The following is a 26129-nucleotide window of genomic DNA, read 5'->3' as shown; positions in this document are numbered from 1 at the left end:
TTAAAACTCGGGAGTTAAGATATGCCTAAGTACCGTTCAGCAACAACCACTCATGGCCGTAATATGGCAGGTGCGCGAGCATTATGGCGCGCGACAGGTATGACCGATGATGATTTTGGAAAGCCAATTATTGCTGTTGTAAACTCATTTACTCAGTTTGTTCCGGGTCATGTGCACTTACGTGATTTAGGCAAGCTCGTCGCAGAACAAATCGAACAAGCAGGCGGCGTCGCGAAAGAGTTTAACACTATTGCAGTGGATGATGGGATTGCAATGGGGCATGGCGGTATGCTGTATTCCTTACCTTCCCGTGAGCTGATAGCAGACTCGGTAGAATATATGGTGAATGCGCACTGCGCAGATGCCATGGTATGTATCTCCAACTGTGACAAAATTACCCCAGGTATGTTAATGGCGTCCTTGCGCCTGAATATCCCAGTTATCTTTGTTTCCGGCGGACCAATGGAAGCAGGAAAAACCAAGCTTTCAGATCAAATCATCAAACTTGACCTTGTGGATGCGATGATCCAAGGCGCAAATCCAAATGTCAGTGATGAAGATAGTGAAAAAATTGAACGTTCAGCATGTCCAACATGTGGGTCATGCTCAGGGATGTTCACTGCGAATTCAATGAACTGTTTAACCGAGGCATTAGGTCTTTCTCAGCCAGGAAATGGTTCATTACTTGCGACTCACGCTGACCGTAAAACGTTATTTATCAATGCAGGTAAGCGAATTGTTGAGCTGACTAAACGTTATTATGAGCAGAATGATGAGAGCGCATTACCGCGTAATATCGCGACGAAAGCTGCATTTGAAAATGCGATGACATTAGATATCGCGATGGGTGGCTCCACAAATACCGTTCTGCATTTACTGGCAGCTGCGCAAGAAGCGGAAGTGGATTTCACCATGGATGATATCGACCGCTTATCTCGCCAAGTCCCTCATTTATGTAAAGTTGCACCGAGCACCCAAAAATATCATATGGAAGATGTACACCGTGCTGGTGGTGTGATTGGTATTCTTGGGGAGTTGAGCCGTGCAGGTTTATTGCAGGAAGATGTGAAGAATATTTTAGGACTTTCATTACCAGAAACGTTGGCTCAGTACGATGTTATGTTGACGAATGATGAGTCTGTAAGGTCTATGTTCTCAGCGGGACCTGCGGGTATTCGTACCACTCAAGCGTTTTCTCAAAATTGCCGTTGGCCATCGCTAGATACTGACCGTGAAAATGGTTGTATCCGCAATCTTGAGCATGCTTATAGCTTGGACGGTGGTTTGGCGGTACTTGCTGGAAACATCGCCGAAGATGGTTGTATCGTGAAAACGGCAGGGGTTGATGAAGGTAGCTTAACTTTCCGTGGGCCTGCAAAAGTGTTTGAAAGCCAAGATGATGCGGTAGAGGCAATTCTAGGCGGTAAGGTTGTTGCGGGCGATGTTGTTGTTATTCGCTATGAGGGCCCTAAAGGTGGGCCGGGCATGCAAGAAATGCTGTACCCAACGTCCTATCTGAAATCGATGGGATTAGGCAAAGATTGTGCACTTATCACCGATGGGCGTTTTTCCGGTGGAAGTTCAGGTTTATCAATCGGGCATATCTCTCCTGAAGCGGCAAGTGGCGGATTACTGGCGCTGGTACAAGATGGGGATATTATCGATATCAATATTCCCAAACGTACCATGTCCCTAGATGTTAACGACAGTGAGTTAGCAAAACGTCGTGAAGCGGAGTTAGCGCGTGGAGATAAAGCCTATACTCCGCGTAATCGTCAGCGTGAGGTTTCTTTCGCTTTACGTGCTTATGCTTCTTTGGCGACAAGTGCGGATAAAGGTGCTGTACGCGATAAGTCTAAATTAGGAGGCTAATTGTGGCAGCCGCAAAACCATTACCTGCGGCACCGACAGGTGCCGATTATCTCAAGGCGGCGCTTAGTGCGCCAGTTTATGAAGCGGCACAAGTCACGCCGCTTCAAGAAATGAGCAAGCTCTCTTCACGTCTGGGTAATACGATTTTAGTCAAACGTGAAGATAGGCAGCCAGTTCACAGTTTTAAATTACGTGGTGCTTACGCCATGATTGCGGGTTTGACCGAAGAGCAAAAAGCCAAAGGTGTTGTTACAGCATCAGCGGGAAATCATGCGCAGGGTGTTGCGTTATCGGCTAATCGAGTAGGTATTAAATCCAAGATTGTTATGCCAGTGGCAACCGCAGATATCAAAGTAGATGCTGTTCGTAGCTTTGGTGGAGAGGCCATTTTATACGGCGCAAATTTTGATGAAGCCAAAGCTCACGCAATTGAGATGGCAAAACGCGAAGGATATACCTTTGTACCGCCGTTTGATCATCCGTCTGTGATAGCAGGTCAAGCGACTATTGCACTAGAACTCCTTCAGCAGGATGCACACCTTGACCGTATTTTTGTGCCTGTTGGGGGCGGCGGATTGATTGCAGGCGTCGCTGTATTAATCAAACAGTTGATGCCTGAAATTAAGATTATTGGTGTAGAAGCTGAAGATGCCGCCTGTCTAAAAGCGGCATTAGAGGCTGGTCATCCTGTTGATCTCCCTCGTGTTGGTTTATTTGCGGAAGGTGTTGCTGTTAAACGCATTGGCGATGAAACCTTTCGACTATGTCAGCAGTATGTCGATGATGTGATCACCGTGGATAGCGATGCAATTTGTGCGGCACTGAAGGATATTTTTGAGGATGTGAGAGCGATTGCAGAACCGTCGGGGGCATTAGCGCTGGCGGGGCTGAAAAAATATGTTCAGCAACATAATATTAAAGGTGAAAGGCTGGCACATATCCTGTCAGGCGCAAACATGAACTTCCATGGTTTGCGTTATGTATCAGAGCGTTGTGAATTAGGTGAACAACGGGAAGCGCTGCTTGCGGTGACTATTCCTGAACAGAAAGGCAGTTTTTTACGATTCTGCCAGCTGCTTGGTAACCGTTCAGTCACCGAATTTAATTATCGTTATACGGATGCAGACCCAGAACGTGCCTGCATTTTTGTGGGAGTCCGCTTAAATGGCGGCGAGCAAGAGCGTCATGGCATTATTCAAGAGCTACAAAATAATGGCTATGAGGTGGCTGATTTATCGGATGATGAAATGGCAAAGCTGCATGTGCGCTATATGATTGGTGGGCGCCCATCGAAGCCATTGGATGAAAAACTGTATAGCTTTGAATTTCCTGAATCTCCGGGGGCGTTATTGAAGTTCCTAGAAACACTTGGAACTCACTGGAATATCACGCTATTTCATTATCGTAGCCACGGAACGGATTATGGGCGTGTGCTGGCGGCCTTTGAGCTTTCTGGTCCAGAAGTACGCTTTGACCGCCACCTTGATGCGCTAGGATATGAGTATCATGATGAAACAGGGAATCCATCCTTCCGTTTCTTCTTAGCACCTCAAGATAGCAGAAAAACATTAGATTGAGTGTTCTGGGAGCAACTCCCAAAATGCTTTAATTAATGGTTCACTCAGGCGTTTGCTGAGAAGGCAAACGCCAAGTTCAAACGGTTCTACCATCGAAATATTATCGAGTTGAGATACACGGCTACGAACAGGCTCGGGGCTATTATCGACGACAACACTCGGTATCAATGCGATACCGCAGCCCAATGCCACCATAGACACAATGGCTTCATGACCCGAAACAGTCGCGTAAATTACGGGGTTATGGATGTGATGTCGCTTAAACCATAACTCAATACGTTTACGAGAAGGCCCATGTTCAGGAAGAATGAAAGGCACTGTAGACCAATCAGGCTCTTCTTCAGTTACCATACTTCGTACTGAGCAAGGCAGTGATGGGGCAATCAGTACTAAGGGAATTTCCCCAATTTTAGCGAATCGTACGTTATCTGGTAATTTTTCAGGTTTACCTGCGATGCCTAAATCTGCCTCTTTGGTTTCGACTTTCTCAACGGCATCTGCGGCATCGCCCGTGGTGAGTTTTATTTCAACCAGTGGGTGCAATGCACGAAATTTATCAAGCACTTGAGGTAAATGGCTATAAGCGGCGGTAACTGAACAAAATAGGCGCAATTCACCGCTTAATGATGGACTTTGCTGGTTGAGAGCATGTTTTAGCTGCTGATATTGCAACAGTGTTTGCTGAGCAAATTGCTTGAGATGCTCACCTGCTTGGGTCAGTTTCACCGAGCGGTTATCACGAATGAACAGAGGATGACCCAATTGATCTTCTAAACGCTGAATTTGTCTTGATAGTGTGGATGGGCTGACATGCATAGCTTTTGATGTGCGACCAAAGTGGCAGCTTTCTGCTAAGTGCAAAAACAGTTGTAGATCACGAATATCCATCTTGCCCTCTAATGATGACTTGATTAGCGTTGCAAATATTGCAACATTATATTGTTAATATATCAATTTAAGCAATGTTAATCATCGCATATAGTAAATCTATAACTGCTCAATAATGAGCAACAGGTAACGAAGTTGCCTGATAATGCGAACACAACAGAACACTGACCGAATAATGGAGTAAGACCATGGCGAATTATTTTAATACATTGAATTTACGTGAGCAGTTAGCACAATTAGGTAAGTGTCGTTTCATGAAACGCGAAGAATTTGCAGATGAAGCTGGCTATCTGAAAGGTAAAAAAATCGTCATTGTCGGTTGTGGTGCTCAAGGTCTAAACCAAGGTTTGAACATGCGCGATTCTGGCTTAGATATCGCTTATGCGCTGCGCCCAGAAGCAATCAACGAGAAACGCGCATCTTGGCGTAAAGCAACAGAAAACGGTTTCAAAGTTGGGACTTATGAAGAGCTGATCCCTGAAGCAGATTTAGTTGTTAACTTAACGCCAGACAAACAACACTCTACCGTTGTTCGTGCGGTTCAGCCAATGATGAAACAAGGCGCTGCGTTGGGTTATTCCCACGGTTTTAACATCGTTGAAGTTGGCGAAGAAATTCGTAAAGACATCACTGTTGTGATGGTTGCACCAAAATGCCCAGGTACCGAAGTTCGTGAAGAATATAAGCGTGGTTTCGGTGTTCCAACACTGATTGCTGTTCACCCTGAGAATGACCCGAAAGGTGAGGGGATGGCAATTGCAAAAGCATGGGCAGCTGCGACTGGCGGCCATCGTGCAGGCGTTCTGGAGTCCTCGTTCGTTGCTGAAGTTAAGTCTGACTTAATGGGTGAGCAAACTATTCTGTGTGGTATGTTGCAGGCTGGTGCGTTACTGAGCTATGACAAAATGGTTGCTGATGGTGTAGAGCCGGGCTATGCAGGGAAATTAATTCAGTTTGGTTGGGAAACAATCACTGAAGCACTGAAGCAGGGCGGTATCACTTTGATGATGGATCGCTTGTCTAACCCAGCTAAAATCCGTGCTTATGCATTATCAGAACAGCTGAAAACCATTTTAGCACCACTGTTCCAAAAGCATATGGATGACATTATTTCTGGTGAGTTTTCATCAACAATGATGGCTGACTGGGCGAATAATGATAAAAACTTGCTGACATGGCGTGAAGAGACTGGCAAATCGTCTTTTGAAAACTACCCAGAATTTACTGGTAAAATTACAGAGCAAGAGTATTTCGACCACGGCGTTCTGTTAGTTGCGATGGTTAAAGCAGGTGTTGAGTTAGCGTTCGATACCATGTTAGAAGCCGGTATCTTAGAAGAGTCAGCATACTATGAATCACTGCATGAGCTGCCATTGATTGCTAACACAATTGCACGTAAGCGTTTATATGAAATGAACGTCGTTATCTCGGATACTGCGGAGTACGGTAACTATCTGTTCTCATTCGCAGCAGTTCCAATGCTGAAAGAGTTTATGACCAAGTTACAAGCGGGTGATTTAGCGAAACCAGTTGCAGATAACGGGACAGATAACGCGCAATTACGTGATATCAACGAAGCTATCCGTAATCATCCTATCGAGAAGATCGGTAAGACGTTACGGGGTTATATGACGGATATGAAGAAGATTTCTAGCGCACAATAATTTTTCGTCACTCTTCGCGTGATAGGCGTGTTGGCTGCACTCGGTTACCCAAGTCACATACTAATGTATGCTCTTTGGGATAACCTCCTTTGCCGCCTTCCTCTAACGCGAATAGTTTAGAAAAATATTTTGATGTAATAATAGAATAAAGCAAAACCACATCGCTCTGATGAATGATGTGGTTTTTTTGTTTTTTATAAATAGGCAGGATCGTTGCTCAAGAGTTGGTTGGGTTTCTGCTACAATCTGTAGCGAATTCCTTTTTGAATAACTAAGTGATACAGAAAAACCATGCGATTAAATCCTAGCCAGCAACAGGCAGTTGAATATGTGGATGGCCCATGCCTTGTTTTGGCAGGGGCAGGCTCGGGTAAAACACGGGTTATTACCAATAAAATTGCACATCTGATCCGCCATTGTGGCTATCAGCCTCGGCAAATTGCGGCGGTGACATTTACCAATAAAGCTGCGCGTGAAATGAAAGAGCGTGTGGGGCAAACATTAGGTAAAAAAGAAGCTAGAGGGTTAATCATTTCCACATTCCATACTTTGGGTTTGGAAATTATCAAACGCGAATATAAAGCGCTAGGGATCAAAGCCAATTTCTCCTTGTTTGATGACCAAGACCAAATGGCATTGCTGAAAGAACTCACATTTGATCTGCTTGAGGAAGATAAAGATCTTCTTCAACAACTGATCTCTGCGATCTCAAATTGGAAAAACGATCTTATTTCTCCGCAGCAAGTGGTTGGGCAAGCGAGAACTGAAAAAGAGCACCATTTTGCTGAGTGCTATCGTCGCTATGAGCTGCATTTAAAAAGCTGTAATGTCTTGGATTTTGATGACTTAATCAGTAAACCAACATTGCTGCTTTATCATAATGAAGAAGTTCGTGAGCGCTGGCAGCAAAAAATTCGTTATTTGCTGGTGGATGAATACCAAGATACGAACACCAGTCAGTATCAGTTAGTGAAATTACTCGTAGGCAGCCGTGCCCGCTTTACTGTCGTTGGTGATGATGACCAGTCTATTTACTCTTGGCGTGGAGCGAAGCCACAAAATTTAGTGTTACTCAGCCAAGATTTTCCAAAACTGAATGTGATAAAACTGGAGCAAAATTACCGCTCATCAGGTCGTATTTTGAAAGCGGCCAATATTTTGATCGCCAATAACCCTCATGTCTTCGAGAAAAAACTATTTTCTGAATTGGGTTTCGGGGCACCATTAAAGGTGCTGACAGCCAATAATGAAGACCATGAAGCGGAACGCGTGATCGGTGAATTAATTGCTCATCACTTTATTAATAAAACCCAATATAAAGATTATGCGATCTTGTATCGCGGAAATCATCAGTCGCGTATTTTTGAAAAAATGTTAATGCAAAACCGCATTCCTTACCGAATTTCAGGTGGAACATCATTTTTCTCGCGTCCTGAAATTAAAGATCTTTTAGCTTATTTAAGGGTGTTAACTAACCCTGAAGATGACAGCGCTTTTTTGCGCATTGTAAATACGCCGCGTCGAGAAATTGGTCCTAAAACTATCCAAAAATTGGGAGAATGGGCGAATCAACGAGGAAAAAGCTTATATCACGCTAGCTTTGATTTAGGCCTGGAACAGACTTTAACAGGGAAAGGTTTGGAGGCATTGCAGCGTTTCACCCATTGGATGGAAAGGATAGTCCGGATTTCGGAGCGTGAACCGTTGATAGCGGTACGGGACCTTTTACGGGAAATGGATTACGAAAGCTGGTTATACGAAACCTCTACCAGTACCAAAGCCGCTGAAATGCGAATGAAAAACGTCAATCAATTGTTTACATGGATGAGTGAAATGATTGAAGGGGATGAGCTTAATGACCCAATGACGCTCAATCAGGTTGTCACTCGTTTTACGTTGCGCGATATGATGGAACGAGGGGAAGATGATGAAGATTCAGATCAGGTTCAGTTGATGACATTACATGCATCTAAAGGTCTTGAATTTCCTTATGTTTTCTTGGTTGGAATGGAAGAGGGGTTATTGCCTCATCAAAGCAGTATCGATGAAAATAATATTGATGAAGAGCGCCGACTGGCTTACGTGGGTATTACGCGAGCGCAGCGCGAGCTATTCTTTACTCATAGCCGCGAGCGTCGCCAATACGGTGAATTGATCCGCCCTGAACTGAGCCGCTTTTTGATGGAATTACCACAAGATGATTTGGTGTGGGAACAGCAACGAAAAGTGGTTACCGCCGAAGAACGAATGCAAAAAGGGCAGTCCGCTTTAGCGGATATCAAGGCGCGTTTAGGGTTAAATAAGAAAACTGATCAGTAGCGAAATAGTTTAAGAGAGAGTTCCCACTATGAGGTGGGAACCTATCATGACCAATTTAGAACGATATCAATTGGAGCTATTACGCTCTTCTAAGGCCAATTGCCAATTCACATATCCTTGCCACTGAACTTCTTGCTGTAAATTTTCCGCTCGTAAAGGGTGTTCCTCAAGCCAGCGGTATGGCAGTGCGATGGTTAAATTTTGTCCATCCGCATTGAGGCGTAATGCTGGTAATGTATCGTCACGTCTACGGCTGGCAAAAATAATGGCTAAACGTAGTAAACGGCATAGGCTATAAGTTTGCTGAACTGGCAGTGCATTTTGCTGACTCAGTGAAGCGAGGTCAATTTGACCTTGCTGGTTCTTGAGAAGCACGGCAAGAAAACGTTTTTGTGCCGGGGTGAAACCTGGTAGGTCAAGGTGGGTGATTAGATAGCTTGCATGCTCTGGACCTTTACGAAAATCGACGCTTAATCCAATTTCATGTAATGCACAGGCGCTAGAGAGTAAATCTCGGCAGCGACTATCTAATTCCCACTCTTTAGCCACTTGCAGATAAAAATGTTCAGCAAGTTGGCGAACTCGGTTTGCTTGTTCAATATCTACCAAGAAACGACGCTGAATATTGCGTAGGGTGCGGGCGCGAATATCTTGCTCGATAGGCAGTTCAAGCATGCCGTAAACTAAGCCTTCGCGGAGTGCCCCACCTGCTAGCGTCATGCTATCAATATTCAGTGCTTTGAAAATAGCAATCAGAATAGATAAACCGCTTGGAAAGACGAGAGCTCGTTCAAATGTGAGCCCTTCGATTTCGAGTTCTTCCAGTTTATGGCATTGGATAGCTTTGTGTTTCAGCTGCTGTAGCTTCCCGAGGGTGATGAGCTCATCCATCCCCTGAGCAATCATGATTTCTTGGATGGCTTGTACAGTACCGGATGCACCAACACAAATTTTCCAACCATGGGTTTTTAGGGCATCAGCGATAGGTGCAATGACGTGTTGAGCGGCAGCTTCGGCTTGAATAAAATTCTCTTCTGTTAGCGTCCTATCACTAAAGTAGCGTTCAAGCCAAGTGACACAGCCCATTTCAAGGCTATAGAGCAATTGTGCTTTGGCACCTGTACCAGTGACCAGTTCAGTGCTGCCTCCGCCAATATCAACCACTAAACGTTGCTCTGGACCGCCGGTTGTGTGGGCGACGCCTTGATAAATCAAGCGAGCTTCTTCTTCTCCTTGGATCACTTTCACGGGATTCCCGAGGATCTGGCTGGCCTTCTCAATAAAAACATCGGCATTTTTGGCAAGGCGCAATGTTGCGGTTGCCACAACTCGAATTTGCGAGTTAGGAATATCTTGCAGATGTTCTGAGAAGAGACGCAGGCACTGCCAGCCTCGCTCCATGGCTTGCTCAGATAAAATATTATCTTTATCTAAACCCGCAGCCAGGCGAACTTTCCGTTTAACCCGAGAAATAATCTGAATGCTACCTGCGGTTTCGCGAACAACCAGCATATGAAAGCTGTTGGAACCCAAATCGATAGCGGCATACAGAGAAGAAGATTTCAGCATAGGGTATTTACTCAGCCTGCACGTTTAGGGTTATTACGTGGACCATTATGGCGACGCGGCGCATTCGAATTGCGGCGTGGACCACTTGGACGCGGACGATGACGGCGTTTTGGTGCCGGCAGGTCGTTCAGTAGTGCATCACTGTTATATTTACTGACAGGGATAGAGTGCTGAATATATTCTTCGATTGCAGGTAAGTTTAAGGCGTATTCTTCACACGCTAAGCTGATAGAATTTCCACTTTCACCTGCACGACCTGTACGTCCGATACGGTGTACATAGTCTTCGCAATCGTCAGGTAAATCATAGTTAAATACATGAGTTACTGATGGAATATGTAATCCACGAGCGGCAACATCAGTCGCAACCAAGATATCAATTTGACCTTGAGTGAACTGTTCTAAAATGCGCAGACGTTTTTTCTGTGCGACATCACCAGTCAATAACCCTACTCGGTGACCATCGGCAGCAAGGTGAGCCCAGATATCATCACAACGATGTTTCGTATTGGCGAAAATAATGCAGCGTTCAGGCCACTCTTCTTCGAGTAGCGTTTGCAGCAGGCGCATTTTTTCTTCGTTGGATGGATAAAATAGCTCTTCTTTAATACGGTGACCCGTTTTTTGTAGTGGTTCAACTTCCACATATTCCGGGCTGTTCATTTGTTCAAATGCTAATTCTCTGACGCGGTAAGACAGTGTGGCGGAGAACAGTAAATTGAGTCGGTCTGCAGCGCCAGGCATACGGCGGAATAGCCAACGAATATCTTTAATAAAACCGAGGTCATACATACGGTCAGCTTCATCCAAAACAACAACTTGGATAGCCGCTAAATCAACGTGACCTTGTTTCGCATAATCAATAAGGCGGCCAGTTGTTCCAATAAGGATATCAACGCCGTTTTGTAATACGCGTAATTGCTCGTCATAGCCATCACCACCATAGGCTAGACCCATTTTCAAACCAGTGTACTCAGCCAGCTCTTTAGCATCTGAGTAAATCTGTACGGCTAATTCGCGAGTAGGAGCCATGATCAGCGCACGTGGCTGATTGGTTTTTTTCCCCTCAATTGCCGGGTGAGTTAAGAGAAAATGAAATGTAGACGTTAGGAATGCTAACGTTTTACCTGTACCTGTTTGTGCTTGCCCCGCAACATCTTTGCCTTCGACAGTATAAGGCAGGGTAGACGCCTGAATAGGCGTACAAAAGTTGAAGCCTTTTTTATTAAGTGCTTCAATGACTTTTGGGTGCAATGCGAAGTCGGAAAACTTCTTTTCTGTCAAGTGTGCTTTACTCATAGTATGTTAGAATATCAGTTATCGGTTAGTTTACGAAAGCGTATCTTTTGAAATAAAGCATACTGCTGCCAATTAATGTTACACTATGTCTGTAAAAATGATCCTTTGGAGTACAACATGAGCGACAAAATTAAACATATTACTGATGCAAGTTTTGAGTCAGACGTTCTAAATGCAAGTTCACCTGTTTTAGTCGACTTCTGGGCTGCATGGTGTGGACCTTGTAAAATGATCGCACCAATCCTTGATGAAGTTGCTGAAGAATATACAGGCAAAGTGACTATCGCAAAACTGAATATTGATGATAATCCAGCGACTGCCCCAAAATTTGGTATTCGCGGCATCCCTACACTGTTATTATTCAAAAACGGTAGTGTAGCTGCAACTAAAGTTGGTGCTTTATCTAAAACTCAACTGAAAGAATTTCTAGACGAAAATCTGTAAGTTATAGCTTTATATAAGCCAAAACGTTTAGCGGCACATTTATTTTATATAGAGAGTCGCTAGACGTCCCCATTTAAGCATGATAAGTTATCCGCATTCCTCATAAAGTACCCATAAGAATTACCTTGTTTTCCTTTGCTCTTTTCTTAAACATCTAGCTTGCAGTTCTGTTCAATGCCAATTTTAGTTACTGACTATTAATCTAAAGTTGATAAATCATAGTTGTATCACTGTGGCTTAAGTCTTGAGTAAAATAAATGGGCTGTATTAGGGATAAGATGTTGTCCTAAAATGTATAAAAAACTATTGCTAATATTGATTACGTTTCTAATAATATGCGGCATGTCATTTTGATGATTATAACGCTTTAGTTAGTCACAACACCTTCACAGCAATATTAGTTGTAGCTAGCACAAATTTTAATGCATTGTTGTTGGTTATGAGTCCATATCTATCAACAGGGCACTATAAAGTTAAACTGGCGCTTCTCATAGGTTCTCTATATTAAATAGGTTCACTATAAAAGTTGCCTCCAATTTACGTTCATAGTTCGAGAAATACCCCGAGTTAAAGAACCCACCATTATGAATCTTACCGAATTAAAAAATACGCCAGTATCAGAATTGATTACGTTAGGCGAAAACATGGGGCTAGAGAACTTAGCCCGTATGAGAAAGCAGGATATTATTTTCTCAATTTTGAAGCAACATGCTAAAAGTGGAGAAGATATTTTCGGCGATGGCGTACTGGAAATATTGCAGGATGGATTTGGTTTCCTCCGTTCAGCAGACAGTTCTTACCTCGCAGGACCTGATGATATCTATGTTTCCCCTAGCCAAATTCGCCGCTTCAACCTACGCACAGGCGACACCATTTCAGGAAAAATTCGTCCCCCGAAAGAAGGTGAACGCTATTTTGCACTCCTAAAAGTTAACGAAGTTAACTTTGACAAACCTGAAAACGCCCGCAGCAAAATCCTTTTCGAAAACTTAACTCCATTACATGCTAATAATCGTCTGCGCATGGAACGTGGTAACGGTTCTACTGAAGATTTAACTGCGCGAGTATTGGATTTGGCCGCACCTATTGGTCGTGGACAGCGTGGTCTGATCGTTGCACCACCGAAAGCGGGTAAAACCATGTTACTGCAAAATATTGCGGCTAACATTGCCCATAACTACCCTGACTGCGTATTGATGGTTCTGCTGATCGATGAGCGTCCAGAAGAAGTTACTGAGATGCAGCGTTTAGTTAAAGGGGAAGTTATCGCTTCAACGTTTGATGAGCCAGCTGCGCGTCACGTTCAAGTTGCTGAAATGGTTATCGAGAAAGCGAAACGTCTGGTTGAGCATAAAAAAGACGTTATCATTTTACTGGATTCTATTACTCGTCTTGCTCGTGCATACAACACCGTCGTGCCTTCTTCAGGTAAAGTATTGACTGGTGGTGTGGACGCAAACGCATTACATCGTCCAAAACGTTTCTTCGGTGCTGCTCGTAACGTCGAAGAAGGTGGTAGCTTGACTATCATCGCGACCGCGTTGGTTGATACCGGTTCGAAAATGGATGAAGTGATTTACGAAGAATTTAAAGGAACAGGTAACATGGAATTACACCTGTCCCGTAAAATTGCTGAAAAACGTGTTTTCCCTGCGATTGATTACAACCGCTCTGGCACACGTAAAGAAGAGCTGCTCACCTCTCAAGATGAACTGCAAAAAATGTGGATCCTGCGTAAGATTATTCACCCAATGGGCGAAATCGATGCAATGGAATTCCTCATCAGCAAATTAGCAATGACTAAGACTAACGAAGAGTTCTTTGATTTTATGAAAAGAGCATAGTCTCGTTAGGATTATGAGTATAGAAATAGGCGCTCTAATTAGAGCGCCTATTTTTTTATTAATGAACTGTGAGTATTCGCAGAATAATAGTTTTTATTATTTATCAATATGAGCATGAATTACTTTCTTGATGAGTAAAATGAAATAATCAACGGATGCTAGCTTATTCCTTATAAGATGGTATTTTCTACATTAATTTTTATACTTAAGATTTATTCAATGACAGATATTTACTCATTTATATGAAAATCGATGGTCATGGTCGATTAATATGTTGGAGATTGTTTTTATGGCATGCATCTTGCAAAGTTAAGGGATAAAATCTTTAAGTCGAGTTTTGTAACGCAAAACTATATGTGTCGTATTGGTATTTTCGGCATGTTTTGTGCATATCAAAACGAAGGAAACCCGTTTTACAGTACCATTTTTGTTCGAATACTATGTGGTGGCAGTAAGTTATCACCGCAACCAAAAGTTTTAGTGTTTAAAAGTTGGATAGGAATATAAGAGAGTAGAACAGTGGATAGCACACACTTTGTAAGTAATCTCTTCTATGTCTTTTTGTTTACCTTAGCTTTTATTTTTTTCGCACGTGTTGTGGCGAAAAAAATTGGCTTGGTTGATAAACCGAATTTCAGGAAGAAACACGTAGGATTGGTTCCTCTCGTTGGAGGGATCTCTGTTTTCTTTGGCGTTTGCTTCGCGTTTATGATCACAGAAGAATATATTCCCCATAAGTGGCTATATCTTGCTTGTGCGGGGCTCTTAGTGTTCGTTGGTGCTCTGGATGATAGGTTTGATATCAGTGTGAAGTTACGCGCTGGCGTCCAAGCTATTGTCGCTGTTGTCATGATGACAGCGGGTGGATTATCGTTAGAGTCTCTAGGCCATGCATTTGGTCCTTGGGAGCTGGTACTTGGACCATTTGGTTATATCGTCACCTTATTTGCCGTTTGGGCTGCGATCAATGCCTTCAACATGGTCGATGGTATTGATGGTCTGTTAGGCGGTTTGTCCTCGGTTTCCTTTGGAGCCCTTGGTTTCTTACTGTATCAAAATGGTAACTATGCGTTAGCGTTTTGGTGTTTTGCGTTTATAGCAGCTATTCTTCCTTATATCCTCATGAATATGGGCGTTTTGGGACGTCGCTTTAAAGTGTTCATGGGTGATGCGGGAAGTACGTTGATTGGCTTTACTATTATTTGGATCCTTGTTGCTTCAACACAAGAAGATGTCCATCCAATAAACCCTGTGACTGCATTATGGATTATTGCTATTCCGCTTATGGATATGGTGGCAATTATGTACCGTCGTATTCGTAAAGGTATGAGTCCATTTTCACCGGATCGTCAGCATATTCATCACTTGATTATGCGCTCAGGTTTTACCCCGAAAGGGGCATTTGTAATCATCACATTGGCTGCGGCAATTCTTGCGTGTATTGGTATTATTGGCGAGTACCTGTCATTCGTGCCTGAATGGGTAATGTTGGCATTATTTTTGCTTGTATTTATGATGTATGGTTACTGCATCAAGCGAGCATGGAAAGTCGCCCGTTTTATCAAACGAATTAGACGTCGTGCGCGTAAGAGTGCGGTCCGGTAACGACAAACGAACTATAGAGGTTCTGTGCAGTGAATAACTCAGAAACGCAACCTAATCAACATCAAACCTCGCTTGAAGCGGAGTTAGATATTCGTGATTTATGCCGTTCATTATGGCAGGGTAAAATTTGGATCGTCGCATGTGCAGTGATTTTTGCTGCGATTGCACTGGGAGCTTCCTATTTTATGCAGCCGAAGTGGAGCACTACGGCTATCACGGATTTACCGACTGTGAACAATCTGGGAAGTTACTATTCTCAGCAACAGTTTCTGCGCAACCTTGATTCTCGTATTAATGTAGTGGGACAAGAAGGGCAATTACCGACGATTGCCAAAGAAGCTTATGAAGAATTTACCAAACAACTCGGTTCTTACGATACTCGTCGCCAATTTTGGTTAGGTACTGAATATTATAAGCAACGTTTGGAAAATGATCCGAAAGCGGACGCGGCATTGTTGGATGAGCTGATCAACAATATCGAATATACGCCAGCAGATGCGCTCAAAAATCCTACAGATAGCGTGAAGTTAGTGGCTGAAACAGCAGCAGATAGTAATCAACTCTTACGAGAATATATTGAATTTGCTAATCAGCGCGCAACCACAAATTTGAATGATGAATTGAAAGGGACGTGGGCAACCAAAACCCAATCAATGAAAGCGTTAGTTAAACGTGAAGCGATGGTAGCAACGGCAGCGTATGATCGTCGCCTAAATAGCCTTGAACAAGCTCTTAAAGTGGCGGAAAAACAAGGTATTTCGCGTAATCAAACTACTGCGCCAGTGAATGAAATTCCTGACTCAAAAATGTTTATGTTAGGCGTTCCATTACTTCAAGCTCAAATTGAGACGTTAAAAGCAACGGGTCCAGATTTTGATACAGATTATGATCAGAATGTGGCGATGTTATCGACACTGAATGTTGAGCCTGTTCTTCAAGATAATTTCCATGCGTACCGTTATCTGCGAACGCCTGAAGATCCAATCAAACGCGATAGTCCGCGCAGAGCATTTATTGCTGTTCTGTGGGGTGCAATTGGTATGTTAGTAGGTGCCGGAGTGGTACTGTCTCGCCGTCGCCCATCGTAATGTCATATTCGCCACCGGCGGCAAGGTCGGTGGCGAAATAGCATCATTAAAACTAAAGAAAGCAGTAAACTGCGAAGAAAATATAAGAGAGTCACTGTGAAAGTATTGACTGTATTCGGCACACGGCCTGAAGCCATTAAAATGGCTCCATTGGTTCATGCTCTTGCTGATGATGCAGACTTTGAAGCGAAAGTGTGTGTCACCGCTCAGCACCGTGAAATGCTAGATCAAGTACTGAACTTATTTGAGATCACGCCCGATTATGATCTCAACATTATGAAACCAGGTCAGGATTTAACCGATATTACTTGCCGTATTTTGGAAGGATTAAAGGCAGTATTTGCGGATTTCCAACCGGATGTTGTCCTTGTGCATGGCGATACCGCGACGACAATGGCAACCAGTCTTGCGGCATTCTATCATCGCATCCCAGTTGGGCATGTTGAAGCCGGGCTGCGTACAGGAAATCTCTACTCACCATGGCCAGAAGAAGGTAACCGTAAAATTGCGGGACACCTTGCTCAGTACCATTTTGCGCCGACAGAAAACTCGCGCCAAAACTTACTCAACGAATCCATTCCCGATAGCCATATTTTTGTGACGGGTAATACCGTCATTGATGCGCTGTTGTGGGTCAAAGAGAAGGTAATGGGTAACCAAAATATGATGGCTGAATTAGCCGCAAATTACCCATTTATCGATCCAAATAAAAAAATGTTGCTTGTGACTGGCCACCGCCGTGAAAGTTTTGGTGGCGGTTTCGAGCGCATTTGTCATGCATTAGCGGATATCGCTCAAGCGCACCCTGATGTTCAAGTGGTTTACCCTGTTCACTTAAACCCGAATGTGAGCGAGCCTGTAAAACGTATTCTGCATGATATTGATAATATTATCTTAATTAGTCCTCAAGAATATCTGCCATTCGTCTATTTGATGAACCACGCGTATCTGATTTTAACAGATTCCGGCGGTATTCAAGAAGAGGCACCATCTTTAGGCAAGCCTGTTTTAGTTATGAGAGATACCACCGAACGCCCTGAAGCTGTTGATGCAGGGACAGTCCGTTTAGTGGGTACAGATACACAAACCATTGTAAATGAAGTTAATCGGTTACTGACAGATGAAGCGGAATATCACGAAATGAGCCGCGCACATAACCCGTATGGTGATGGTCATGCTTGTCAGCGTATTCTTGCAGCATTAAAAAGCAATCAGGTGAAATTATGAGTTTTGAAACTATTTCTGTTATCGGCCTCGGTTATATCGGTTTACCAACAGCGGCAGCCTTCGCATCTCGTAAGAAGCAGGTTGTCGGCGTAGATGTCAACCAGCATGCTGTTGACACTATCAATCAAGGTAAAATCCATATTGTGGAACCTGAGCTGGACGTTGTGGTGAAAAAAGCGGTTGAAGAAGGTCACTTAAAAGCCTTCACCAAGCCACAACCTGCAGACGCATTCCTGATTGCTGTTCCGACACCATTCAAAGGTGAACACGAGCCTGATTTGGTGTACGTGAAAGCAGCGGCTGAATCTATCGCACCAGTCCTGAAAAAAGGCGACTTAGTCATTCTGGAGTCCACGTCTCCAGTGGGCACGACTGAGCAAATGGCGCAGTGGTTAGCAGCAGCTCGCCCTGATTTAACCTTCCCTCACCAAGCTGGTGAAGAAGCCGATATCGACGTGGCATACTGCCCTGAGCGTGTATTACCAGGCCAAGTGATGGTTGAACTGATCAAAAACGACCGTGTTGTAGGCGGGATGACACCGAAATCTTCACTGCGTGCTAGCGAGCTGTACAACATCTTCTTAGAAGGTGAGTGTGTAATCACTAACTCAAGAACGGCTGAAATGTGTAAATTAACGGAAAACAGCTTCCGTGACGTTAACATCGCATTTGCCAACGAGTTATCGCTGATTTGTGCAGACCAAGATATCAATGTTTGGGAACTGATTAGCCTTGCAAACCGTCACCCTCGCGTGAACATTCTGCAACCGGGTCCAGGCGTTGGTGGTCACTGCATCGCAGTAGACCCATGGTTTATTGTGGCACAAAGTCCAAAACAATCTCGTTTAATCCACACTGCGCGTTTAGTTAACGATGGCAAGCCAATCTGGGTTGTTGATCAAGTGAAAGCCGCAGTGGCTGACTGCTTAGTGGAAACTGGCAAAAAAGCGAATGAAATCAAGATTGCATGCTTCGGTTTATCTTTTAAACCAAACATCGATGACTTGCGTGAAAGCCCAGCTATGCACATCACCAAGATGGTTGCGAACTGGAACCCAGGTAAAACATTTGCGGTTGAACCACATATTCACGAATTACCAACTGCACTGAAAGGTATTGCGGAGCTGGTTTCTATTGAAACTGCGGTGAGCGAAGCGGATGTGATCCTGATGTTAGTCGACCATAACCTGTTTAAAGGTATCCAAGGTTCTGCTATCCCACAAAAATGGGTTGTGGATACAAAAGGAGTATGGCGTTGAAACGTATTTTAATTACAGGTGGAGCCGGCTTTATCGGCTCTGCTGTTGTTCGTCATGTGATTGAAAACACAAAAGACCACGCGATTGTGGTTGACTGTTTAACCTATGCGGGTAATTTGGAATCATTAGCGGAAGTCGCCAATAGCGAGCGTTATGCTTTTGAGCAAGTGAACATTTGTGACCGTGCTGCGTTGGATAAAGTGTTTGCTGAACACAAACCTGATGTCGTGATGCATTTAGCGGCAGAAAGCCACGTTGACCGCTCAATTGATGGTCCTGCGGCATTTATCGAAACTAATATAGTGGGTACTTACACTCTGTTAGAAGCAGCGCGTCATTACTGGTCTGGGCTTGAAGATAGTAAAAAAGCGGATTTCCGTTTCCACCACATTTCAACCGATGAAGTGTATGGCGACTTAGAAGGTCCAGATGGTTTCTTCACGGAAACCACACCGTACGCACCAAGCAGCCCATATTCAGCCTCAAAAGCATCTAGCGACCATTTAGTGCGTGCGTGGCAGAGAACTTATGGTTTACCGACCATGATCACCAACTGCTCAAATAACTATGGTCCATATCACTTCCCTGAGAAGCTGATCCCATTGATTATTTTGAATGCGATTTCCGGTAAGCCGCTACCAGTATATGGCAAAGGTGAGCAAATTCGTGATTGGCTGTTTGTGGAAGACCATGCGCGAGCGCTACATTTAGTAGCAACTCAAGCACAGCCGGGTTCAACCTACAATATTGGTGGTCATAACGAGCGTCGTAATATTCAAGTGGTTGAAACAATTTGTGAATTACTTGAAGAACTGCACCCGCAGAAACCTCAAGGGGTTGCTTATTACCGCGACTTAATCACGTATGTGAAAGATCGCCCAGGTCACGATATGCGCTATGCCATTGACGCCGATAAAATTGAGCGTGAATTAGGCTGGGCACCAGAAGAGACGTTTGAATCCGGGATCCGTAAAACGGTGCTGTGGTATTTAAACAATGAAACTTGGTGGCGCCGTGTGCAAGATGGTTCCTATGCCGGTGAACGTCTGGGCTTAGGCAGCTAGGAGGCAATATGAAAGGTATTATTCTGGCTGGTGGCTCGGGAACGCGTTTGCACCCGATCACTCGCGGCATCTCAAAACAGTTACTGCCTATTTATGACAAGCCAATGATCTACTATCCGCTGTCAGTGTTAATGCTGGCAGGGATCCGTGAAATTCTGGTGATTTCGACGCCGGATGATTTGCCAATGTTCCAGCGTTTACTGGGCGATGGTCATGAATTTGGGATCGAATTGAGCTACGCGGAACAGCCTTCTCCAGATGGATTGGCTCAAGCGTTTATCATTGGTGAAGAGTTCATTAATGGGGACTCTTGCTGCTTAGTGCTCGGAGACAATATTTTCTTCGGTCACTCATTCAGCCCTAAATTAATGTCAGTCGCGGCACGTCAAAAGGGCGCGACGGTATTTGGCTACCAAGTGATGGACCCTGAGCGTTTTGGTGTAGTGGAATTTGATGACAACTTCAAAGCGTTGTCTATCGAAGAGAAACCAAAACAGCCAAAATCAAACTGGGCAGTGACGGGTTTATATTTCTATGATAACCAAGTGGTTGATTTTGCTAAACAAGTAAAACCTTCTGAACGTGGTGAATTAGAAATTACCTCCATCAACCAAATGTATTTAGAACGCGGTGAGTTAAGTGTTGAGCTACTCGGTCGTGGATTCGCTTGGTTAGACACAGGCACTCATGACAGCTTAATTGAAGCCGGCACGTTCGTTCAGACTGTTGAGAAACGCCAAGGCTTTAAAGTAGCTTGTTTAGAAGAGATTGCATGGCGTAATGGCTGGTTGTCTGACGACCAAGTTAAAGAAGCCGCAGCTCGCCTGAATAAAACGGGCTATGGCAAATACTTAGAGGACTTACTTCGTGTCCGTCCGCGCCAATATTGATCCCCTAGATTGGGAATCTGATTTTTTCAAACGTTCAACGGCAAAACTGGATTTTGCCGCGACTGATGCACAAATTATTCTTTCTTATCAATTGGATAAATTTGATATTGTGCAAGCGAAAGTTGCGGCATCCGAGACCGCTAAAATCGATGAACTTGCCAGTATGGGATTCAGCTTTGTTGAAGGCGAAATTGATTTTTCATTAACGATTGGCACAGAAAATGCTTATCTAAACACAGCGTTATCAGAGACGGATAATGTGGTTGTTGCACAAACCGGGGATATTGTTTCTCTGCGCGATACCGCTGCCGCTGTGTTTGGTAACAGTCGTTTTAGAGCCCCTTGGTACCATGAAGGGGATAGCGGTCGGTTTTATGCATTATGGATAGAAAAAGCGGTTCTCGGCACTTTTGACCATACCTGTTTACTCCTTAGAAATAATACAGGTGATATTTTAGGTTTCGTTAGCCTACGCAGCCTTGATGCAGATACAGCGCGAATTGGGCTATTAGCGGCAACGCCAAGTGCAACAGGACGCGGTATCGGTCGGAAATTAATGTCAGCAGCGTATCAGTGGTGTGTGCAACACCAAAAAAGACAGTTAAATGTTGCCACGCAAATGAGCAATGTTGCGGCATTAAATCTTTATTCACGTAGCGGTGCGGCTATCGCCAGCACCGCATATTGGTTATACAGGGGACAACATGATTCCATTTAATAAACCACCCGTTGTAGGTACTGAAGTTGAGTATATGAAGCAGGCCATGGCAAGTGGCAAACTGTGTGGGGATGGTGGTTTCACTAAGCGTTGTGAAGAGTGGATGGAGAAACGCTTTAACTGTCCGAAAGTCCAGTTAACGCCGTCTTGCACCGCTTCATTAGAAATGGCAGCGATCCTGATTGATATTAAGCCGGGCGATGAAGTCATCATGCCAAGCTTTACTTTCGTATCGACCTCTAATGCATTCGTGTTACGCGGCGCTAAAATTGTGTTCGTGGATATTCGTCCAGATACGATGAATATCGATGAAACCAAAATTGAAGCGGCAATCACTGATCGTACACGTGCAATTGTTCCTGTTCACTACGCGGGTGTGGCTTGCGAAATGGACACCATCATGGCGATTGCAAAGAAACACAATTTATTTGTGATTGAAGACGCGGCGCAAGGCGTTATGTCTACCTATAAAGGTAAAGCACTGGGTACCATCGGTCATATTGGTTGCTATAGCTTCCATGAAACCAAAAACTACTCTTCAGGTGGTGAAGGTGGTGCGACCTTAATCAATGATAAAGCGCTGATTAATCGTGCAGAAGTGATCCGCGAAAAAGGCACAAACCGCAGCCAATTCTTCCGTGGTCAAGTGGACAAATACACCTGGCGCGACATCGGTTCAAGCTACCTGTTGTCTGACTTACAAGCGGCCTATTTATGGGCTCAGTTAGAAGAAGCAGACAAAATCAACGAACGTCGCTTACTGCTGTGGGAGCGCTATAATCAAGCGTTACAACCGCTGGTAGCTGCCGGTCGTTTAGTGTTAGCAACTGTGCCAGAAGATTTGAAACATAATGCCCATATGTTCTATATCAAACTCAAAGATGTGGAAGAGCGCACAGCGTTCAATGACTATATGAAATCCCATGGTATTTTGACGGTATTCCACTATGTACCGCTGCACACCAGCCCAGCTGGAATGGAATTTGGTTATTTCCACGGTGAAGACAAATACACTTCGGTTGAAAGTGACCGTTTAGTGCGTCTGCCAATGTTCTACAACATGACAGACGACGAGCAACAAGTGGTTATTGAGCGAATTAAAGCGTTCTTTGCCTAATGTCACTCGCTAAAGCATCGGTTTGGACTGCTGGGTCTACCCTGATTAAAATCGGGGTGGGCCTGTTAATCGTTAAATTATTTGCAGTCTCATTTGGCCCGAGTGGTGTGGGTCTTGCTGGGAACTTCCGCCAATTAATTACGGTGCTAGGCGTATTGTCTGGCGCTGGGATCTTCAATGGCGTCACAAAATATGTGGCAGAACACCATCAAGATCCGCAAAAATTACGGGCTGTGCTGGGAACGTCTTCAACGATAATTCTTGGATTTTCAACGTTACTGGCGATTATTTTCTTGTTATGCAGTGCCCCGATCAGTGCTGCACTATTTGATAGTGAGCAATACAGTGGCGTGATCCGCATGGTTGCCTTGATTCAAATGGGTATCGCGTATGCGAACTATTTTTTGGCAATTTTGAAAGGTTACCGAGACGCTGCTGGGAATGCAACAGCGATCATTTTTGGTAGCATAATCGGCGTGGTCGCCTATTATTTATGCTATCTGATGGGCGGTTATGATGGCGCACTTGCAGGGCTAGCATTGGTACCCGCGTTGGTAGTACTGCCTGCGGCAGGAATGGTTATTCGACGTAAACAATTTGCGTTGTCATCACTCAAACCTGCATGGGATAAAGCCATTGCCACCAATCTTGGTAAGTTCACCATCATGGCAATGCTAACGGCAATCACACTGCCTGTTGCCTATATCATGATGCGAAATTTACTGGCACAGACCTATAGCTGGGATGAAGTTGGGTTATGGACTGGCGTCACCACGATTTCGGATGCCTATTTACAATTCATCACAGCAACATTTTCGGTCTATTTACTGCCCACGCTGTCCCGTTTACAGCATAAAAATGAAATTTCTGCCGAAATTGTTAAGGCGTTGAAGTTTGTATTACCTGCTGTTGCCGCCGTCAGCTTTACGGTTTGGCTACTGCGTGATTTTGCGATTTGGCTGCTGTTCTCAAAAGAGTTTACAGGGATGAGAGACCTGTTTGCTTGGCAGCTGGTCGGCGATGTGTTGAAAGTGGGTGCTTACGTCTTTGGTTATCTGGTCATCGCGAAAGCAGCGCTGCGTTTTTATGTTCTTACAGAAGTGAGCCAATTTGTTCTGTTAACGGGCTTTGCCCATTGGTTTATACCTGAGCATGGAGCCGTGGGGGCGACCCAAGCCTATATGGCGACCTATATCGTATATTTTACTCTCTGTTGTTGCGTATTTTTGATCTACCGTAGGCGAGCATGACAACCTTAATACATGTACTGGGATCTGATCTCCCGCATCATAATCAGACGGTTTTAACGTTTTTTAATAACGTTATTTGCCAAGAGATGGCACCGTCACAAAAGCCGCATTTTATGGTGGTAAGCCAGGATGCGCAGCTTGCTGCTGCCTATCCAATGCTTGAAATTGAAGTTTTTGACAGCAAGCAATCTATTGCAGACAGCGTCATTCGTCGCGCGAAAGCGGAGCGTCGTACACGCTTTTTCTTCCATGGGCAATTTAATGCGCCAATTTGGTTAGCGCTGCTTTTTGGCAAGATAAAATCCCATCAATTCTGGTGGCATATTTGGGGTGCTGATCTCTATGAAGAATCCAGCTCGCTGAAATTTAAGCTGTTTTATATTCTACGCCGTCTGGCTCAAAAGAAAGTGGGGCATGTTTGTGCAACGCGGGGAGATTTGTGCCATTTTCAACAGTCGAATCCTAATGTGCCATCGTCGGTACTTTATTTCCCGACGCGTATGGATCCGGCATTGACACTAAATGAACGTCAGCCTCGTGAGGGCGAGCAATTAACTATCCTGCTCGGTAACTCAGGTGACCGTTCTAATCGTCATGTGGAAGCGCTGAGCGCGATTAAACAGCAATTTGGTGACAAGGTGAAGGTGATAGTCCCGATGGGCTACCCAGCGAATAACCAAAACTATATTGCCGAAGTTGAGCAAGCAGCACAGAGCGAATTCCCTGAGGGACAGGTGGAGGTTCTCAAAGAACGAGTGGCATTCAATGACTACCTGAATTTGCTGAAAACCTGCGACCTCGGCTACTTTATTTTTAATCGTCAACAAGGGATTGGAACGGTTTGTTTGCTTATTCAGTTCTCTATTCCTTTTGTCATTAGCCGCCAAAATACCTTCTGGCAAGATTTAACAGCGCAGAATGTCCCGGTCTTTTTCTATGGTGATGAGCTGACTCTGCCATTAGTGGATGAAGCACAACGCCAAATGAATTCGCTTAATAAACAGCATATTGAATTCTTTGCGCCTAACTTTACTGATGGCTGGAAACAGATCCTCAGCATTGCGGAGGCTAAAGCATGACATTGCTTGAATTGGGTGGCTTAGCGCTTATCTACCTAATCTCTATTATTTTTATCGGCACGCTGATGTATAAAGAGTTTTTACGTGTGCGCTTTAATTTTAATATTTTCTTTACTTTATTGTATTTACTGACATTTTACTTCGGATTCCCGCTGACTTGTGCATTGGTTTTCCAGTTTGATGTGGCAATTGTCCCCGCAGATTACTTGATGTATGCCATGCTGGCGTCAACCAGTTTCTACGCTATTTACTATGTGACGTACAAAACGCGCTTAACTAAGCGCGTGGATACCCAGCGTCGCACCGTATTTAGCATGAATAAAGTGGAAACCAATTTGACCTGCTTACTGTTGATCTCTGTCGCCGTGGTCACTGTAGGGATTTTCTTCATGGACAATGGTTTCTTATTGTTTAAGTTAAAATCCTATAGCCAGATATTTTCCAGTCAGGTGTCGGGCGTGGCTCTGAAGCGCTTTTTCTACTTCTTTATTCCTGCGATGCTGATTGTCTATTTCTTGAAACCTACGCAAAAACGCTGGATTTTCTTCTTGATCAGTACGGTCTCATTCGGTTTCTTAACCTATGTGATTGTGGGCGGAACTCGTGCCAATATTATCTTGGCATTTGCTCTATTCCTGTTTATTGGGATAGTTAGAGGTTGGATCACGCTTTGGATGCTGGCTGCGGCGGGTGTGGCAAGTATTGTCGGGATGTTCTGGTTAGCCCTCAAACGTTATGGGCTTGATGTGAGCGGTGCTGAAGCGTTTTATACCTTCTTGTATCTAACCCGTGATACGTTCTCGCCATGGGAAAACTTAGGGTTATTGCTCAGCTATTATGATCAAATGGAATTCCAAGGTTTAGCACCGATTATCCGTGATTTCTATGTGTTTATTCCTTCATGGGTATGGCCTGAGCGCCCTGATACGGTATTAAACTCGGCTAACTATTTTACGTGGGAAGTGCTGAATAACCATTCTGGATTAGCCATTTCACCAACGTTAATTGGTTCGCTGGTGGTCATGGGCGGAGTGCTGTTTATCCCGCTAGGTGCCATCGTGGTGGGTATGATCATTAAATGGTTTGACTGGATTTATGGTTTAAGCCTAAAAGAATCCAACCGTTACAAGGCTGCGATTATGCAGGCATTTTGTTTCGGCGCCATCTTCAACATGATTGTATTAGCCCGTGAAGGAGTCGATTCCTTCGTTTCGCGCGTAGTCTTTTTCTGTTTAGTCTTCGGGCTATGTTTAGTGTTAGCTAAATTACTGTACTGGTTATTTGAAAGTGCCGGTCTTATTCGTACCAAAGCCGCTTTATATTTAAAAAGCGGTCAACGGGAAAGCCGTTAAAAGGA

At 44.2% G+C, this 26129-nt stretch carries 20 protein-coding genes; 17 read left to right on the top strand and 3 right to left on the bottom strand.

Annotation, left to right across the window (positions count from 1 at the left end; all coding sequences use genetic code 11):
• The first annotated feature begins 21 nt into the window (after window positions 1-21).
• Together ilvD and ilvA are read left to right on the top strand one after the other, a co-directional pair.
• Window positions 22-1872, top strand: a complete 1851-nt coding sequence (gene ilvD / locus LDO51_RS05145) for a dihydroxy-acid dehydratase (RefSeq protein ID WP_154628884.1) — start codon at window positions 22-24, stop codon at window positions 1870-1872.
• Between the two features lie 2 nt (window positions 1873-1874).
• Window positions 1875-3449 (top strand): threonine ammonia-lyase, biosynthetic, encoded by a 1575-nt coding sequence (gene ilvA / locus LDO51_RS05140; RefSeq protein ID WP_225576608.1) that lies wholly within the window; start codon window positions 1875-1877, stop codon window positions 3447-3449.
• Here the strand turns inward: ilvA and ilvY are convergent.
• Window positions 3441-4337 carry an HTH-type transcriptional activator IlvY gene (ilvY, locus tag LDO51_RS05135; RefSeq protein WP_225576607.1) on the bottom strand — a complete coding sequence of 299 codons (897 nt, stop codon included), beginning with the start codon at window positions 4335-4337 and terminating at the stop codon, window positions 3441-3443. The genes ilvA and ilvY overlap by 9 nt on opposite strands.
• A 188-nt stretch (window positions 4338-4525) precedes the next feature.
• On the opposite strand from ilvY, the gene ilvC reads away from it, so the two are divergent.
• A complete protein-coding gene (gene ilvC, locus LDO51_RS05130) occupies window positions 4526-6001 on the top strand; it encodes a ketol-acid reductoisomerase (RefSeq protein WP_225576606.1) in 1476 nt (491 codons plus the stop codon).
• Window positions 6002-6292: 291 nt separating this feature from the next.
• Window positions 6293-8320: a DNA helicase Rep gene (gene rep, locus LDO51_RS05125; RefSeq protein ID WP_225576605.1), complete on the top strand. Its 2028-nt coding sequence runs from the start codon at window positions 6293-6295 to the stop codon at window positions 8318-8320.
• Between the two features lie 66 nt (window positions 8321-8386).
• On the opposite strand, the gene gppA is transcribed toward rep, so the two are convergent.
• Entirely contained in the window at window positions 8387-9889 is a 1503-nt protein-coding gene (gene gppA / locus LDO51_RS05120; protein ID WP_225576603.1) for a guanosine-5'-triphosphate,3'-diphosphate diphosphatase, read from the bottom strand.
• Between the two features lie 11 nt (window positions 9890-9900).
• Window positions 9901-11187: an ATP-dependent RNA helicase RhlB gene (gene rhlB / locus LDO51_RS05115; RefSeq protein WP_225576601.1), complete on the bottom strand. Its 1287-nt coding sequence runs from the start codon at window positions 11185-11187 to the stop codon at window positions 9901-9903.
• 117 nt (window positions 11188-11304) lie between these two features.
• Between rhlB and trxA the strand changes: the two genes are divergently transcribed.
• The 13 genes from trxA (at window position 11305) to wzyE (ending at window position 26124) form a co-directional block, all read left to right on the top strand.
• Window positions 11305-11631 (top strand): thioredoxin TrxA, encoded by a 327-nt coding sequence (gene trxA, locus LDO51_RS05110; protein ID WP_036948804.1) that lies wholly within the window; start codon window positions 11305-11307, stop codon window positions 11629-11631.
• Between the two features lie 584 nt (window positions 11632-12215).
• Window positions 12216-13475 carry a transcription termination factor Rho gene (rho, locus tag LDO51_RS05105; RefSeq protein ID WP_004915469.1) on the top strand — a complete coding sequence of 420 codons (1260 nt, stop codon included), beginning with the start codon at window positions 12216-12218 and terminating at the stop codon, window positions 13473-13475.
• Between the two features lie 519 nt (window positions 13476-13994).
• The gene (wecA, locus tag LDO51_RS05100) at window positions 13995-15080 is read left to right on the top strand and encodes a UDP-N-acetylglucosamine--undecaprenyl-phosphate N-acetylglucosaminephosphotransferase (RefSeq protein WP_225576600.1); all 1086 of its coding nucleotides are present in this window, start codon (window positions 13995-13997) and stop codon (window positions 15078-15080) included.
• 29 nt (window positions 15081-15109) lie between these two features.
• On the top strand, window positions 15110-16168 hold the full coding sequence (wzzE, locus tag LDO51_RS05095) for an ECA polysaccharide chain length modulation protein (protein WP_225576599.1): 1059 nt from the start codon (window positions 15110-15112) through the stop codon (window positions 16166-16168).
• Between the two features lie 96 nt (window positions 16169-16264).
• Window positions 16265-17395, top strand: a complete 1131-nt coding sequence (wecB, locus tag LDO51_RS05090) for a non-hydrolyzing UDP-N-acetylglucosamine 2-epimerase (RefSeq protein WP_225576598.1) — start codon at window positions 16265-16267, stop codon at window positions 17393-17395.
• Window positions 17392-18654: a UDP-N-acetyl-D-mannosamine dehydrogenase gene (gene wecC, locus LDO51_RS05085; RefSeq protein ID WP_036948818.1), complete on the top strand. Its 1263-nt coding sequence runs from the start codon at window positions 17392-17394 to the stop codon at window positions 18652-18654. Before wecB ends, wecC begins: the two co-directional genes overlap by 4 nt.
• Window positions 18645-19718 (top strand): dTDP-glucose 4,6-dehydratase, encoded by a 1074-nt coding sequence (gene rffG / locus LDO51_RS05080; RefSeq protein WP_225576597.1) that lies wholly within the window; start codon window positions 18645-18647, stop codon window positions 19716-19718. Before wecC ends, rffG begins: the two co-directional genes overlap by 10 nt.
• Before the next feature lie 8 nt (window positions 19719-19726).
• Window positions 19727-20608, top strand: coding sequence for a glucose-1-phosphate thymidylyltransferase RfbA (gene rfbA / locus LDO51_RS05075; RefSeq protein WP_154628878.1), 882 nt, complete (start codon window positions 19727-19729; stop codon window positions 20606-20608).
• The gene (gene rffC, locus LDO51_RS05070) at window positions 20586-21326 is read left to right on the top strand and encodes a dTDP-4-amino-4,6-dideoxy-D-galactose acyltransferase (RefSeq protein ID WP_225576596.1); all 741 of its coding nucleotides are present in this window, start codon (window positions 20586-20588) and stop codon (window positions 21324-21326) included. Before rfbA ends, rffC begins: the two co-directional genes overlap by 23 nt.
• The gene (gene rffA, locus LDO51_RS05065) at window positions 21313-22443 is read left to right on the top strand and encodes a dTDP-4-amino-4,6-dideoxygalactose transaminase (RefSeq protein WP_225576595.1); all 1131 of its coding nucleotides are present in this window, start codon (window positions 21313-21315) and stop codon (window positions 22441-22443) included. Before rffC ends, rffA begins: the two co-directional genes overlap by 14 nt.
• Window positions 22443-23693, top strand: a complete 1251-nt coding sequence (gene wzxE / locus LDO51_RS05060) for a lipid III flippase WzxE (RefSeq protein ID WP_225576593.1) — start codon at window positions 22443-22445, stop codon at window positions 23691-23693. Before rffA ends, wzxE begins: the two co-directional genes overlap by 1 nt.
• A complete protein-coding gene (locus LDO51_RS05055; RefSeq protein WP_225576591.1) occupies window positions 23690-24772 on the top strand; it encodes a TDP-N-acetylfucosamine:lipid II N-acetylfucosaminyltransferase in 1083 nt (360 codons plus the stop codon). The genes wzxE and LDO51_RS05055 overlap by 4 nt, the downstream gene beginning before the upstream one ends.
• Window positions 24769-26124 carry an ECA oligosaccharide polymerase gene (gene wzyE, locus LDO51_RS05050; RefSeq protein ID WP_225576590.1) on the top strand — a complete coding sequence of 452 codons (1356 nt, stop codon included), beginning with the start codon at window positions 24769-24771 and terminating at the stop codon, window positions 26122-26124. The genes LDO51_RS05055 and wzyE overlap by 4 nt, the downstream gene beginning before the upstream one ends.
• Window positions 26125-26129 lie beyond the last annotated feature (5 nt).

The sequence above is a fragment of the Providencia alcalifaciens genome (assembly GCF_020271745.1).
Taxonomy (GTDB): domain Bacteria; phylum Pseudomonadota; class Gammaproteobacteria; order Enterobacterales; family Enterobacteriaceae; genus Providencia; species Providencia alcalifaciens_B.
The sequence above is the reverse complement of the archived record's forward strand: the minus strand, read 5'-3'. Positions and strand labels throughout refer to the sequence as shown.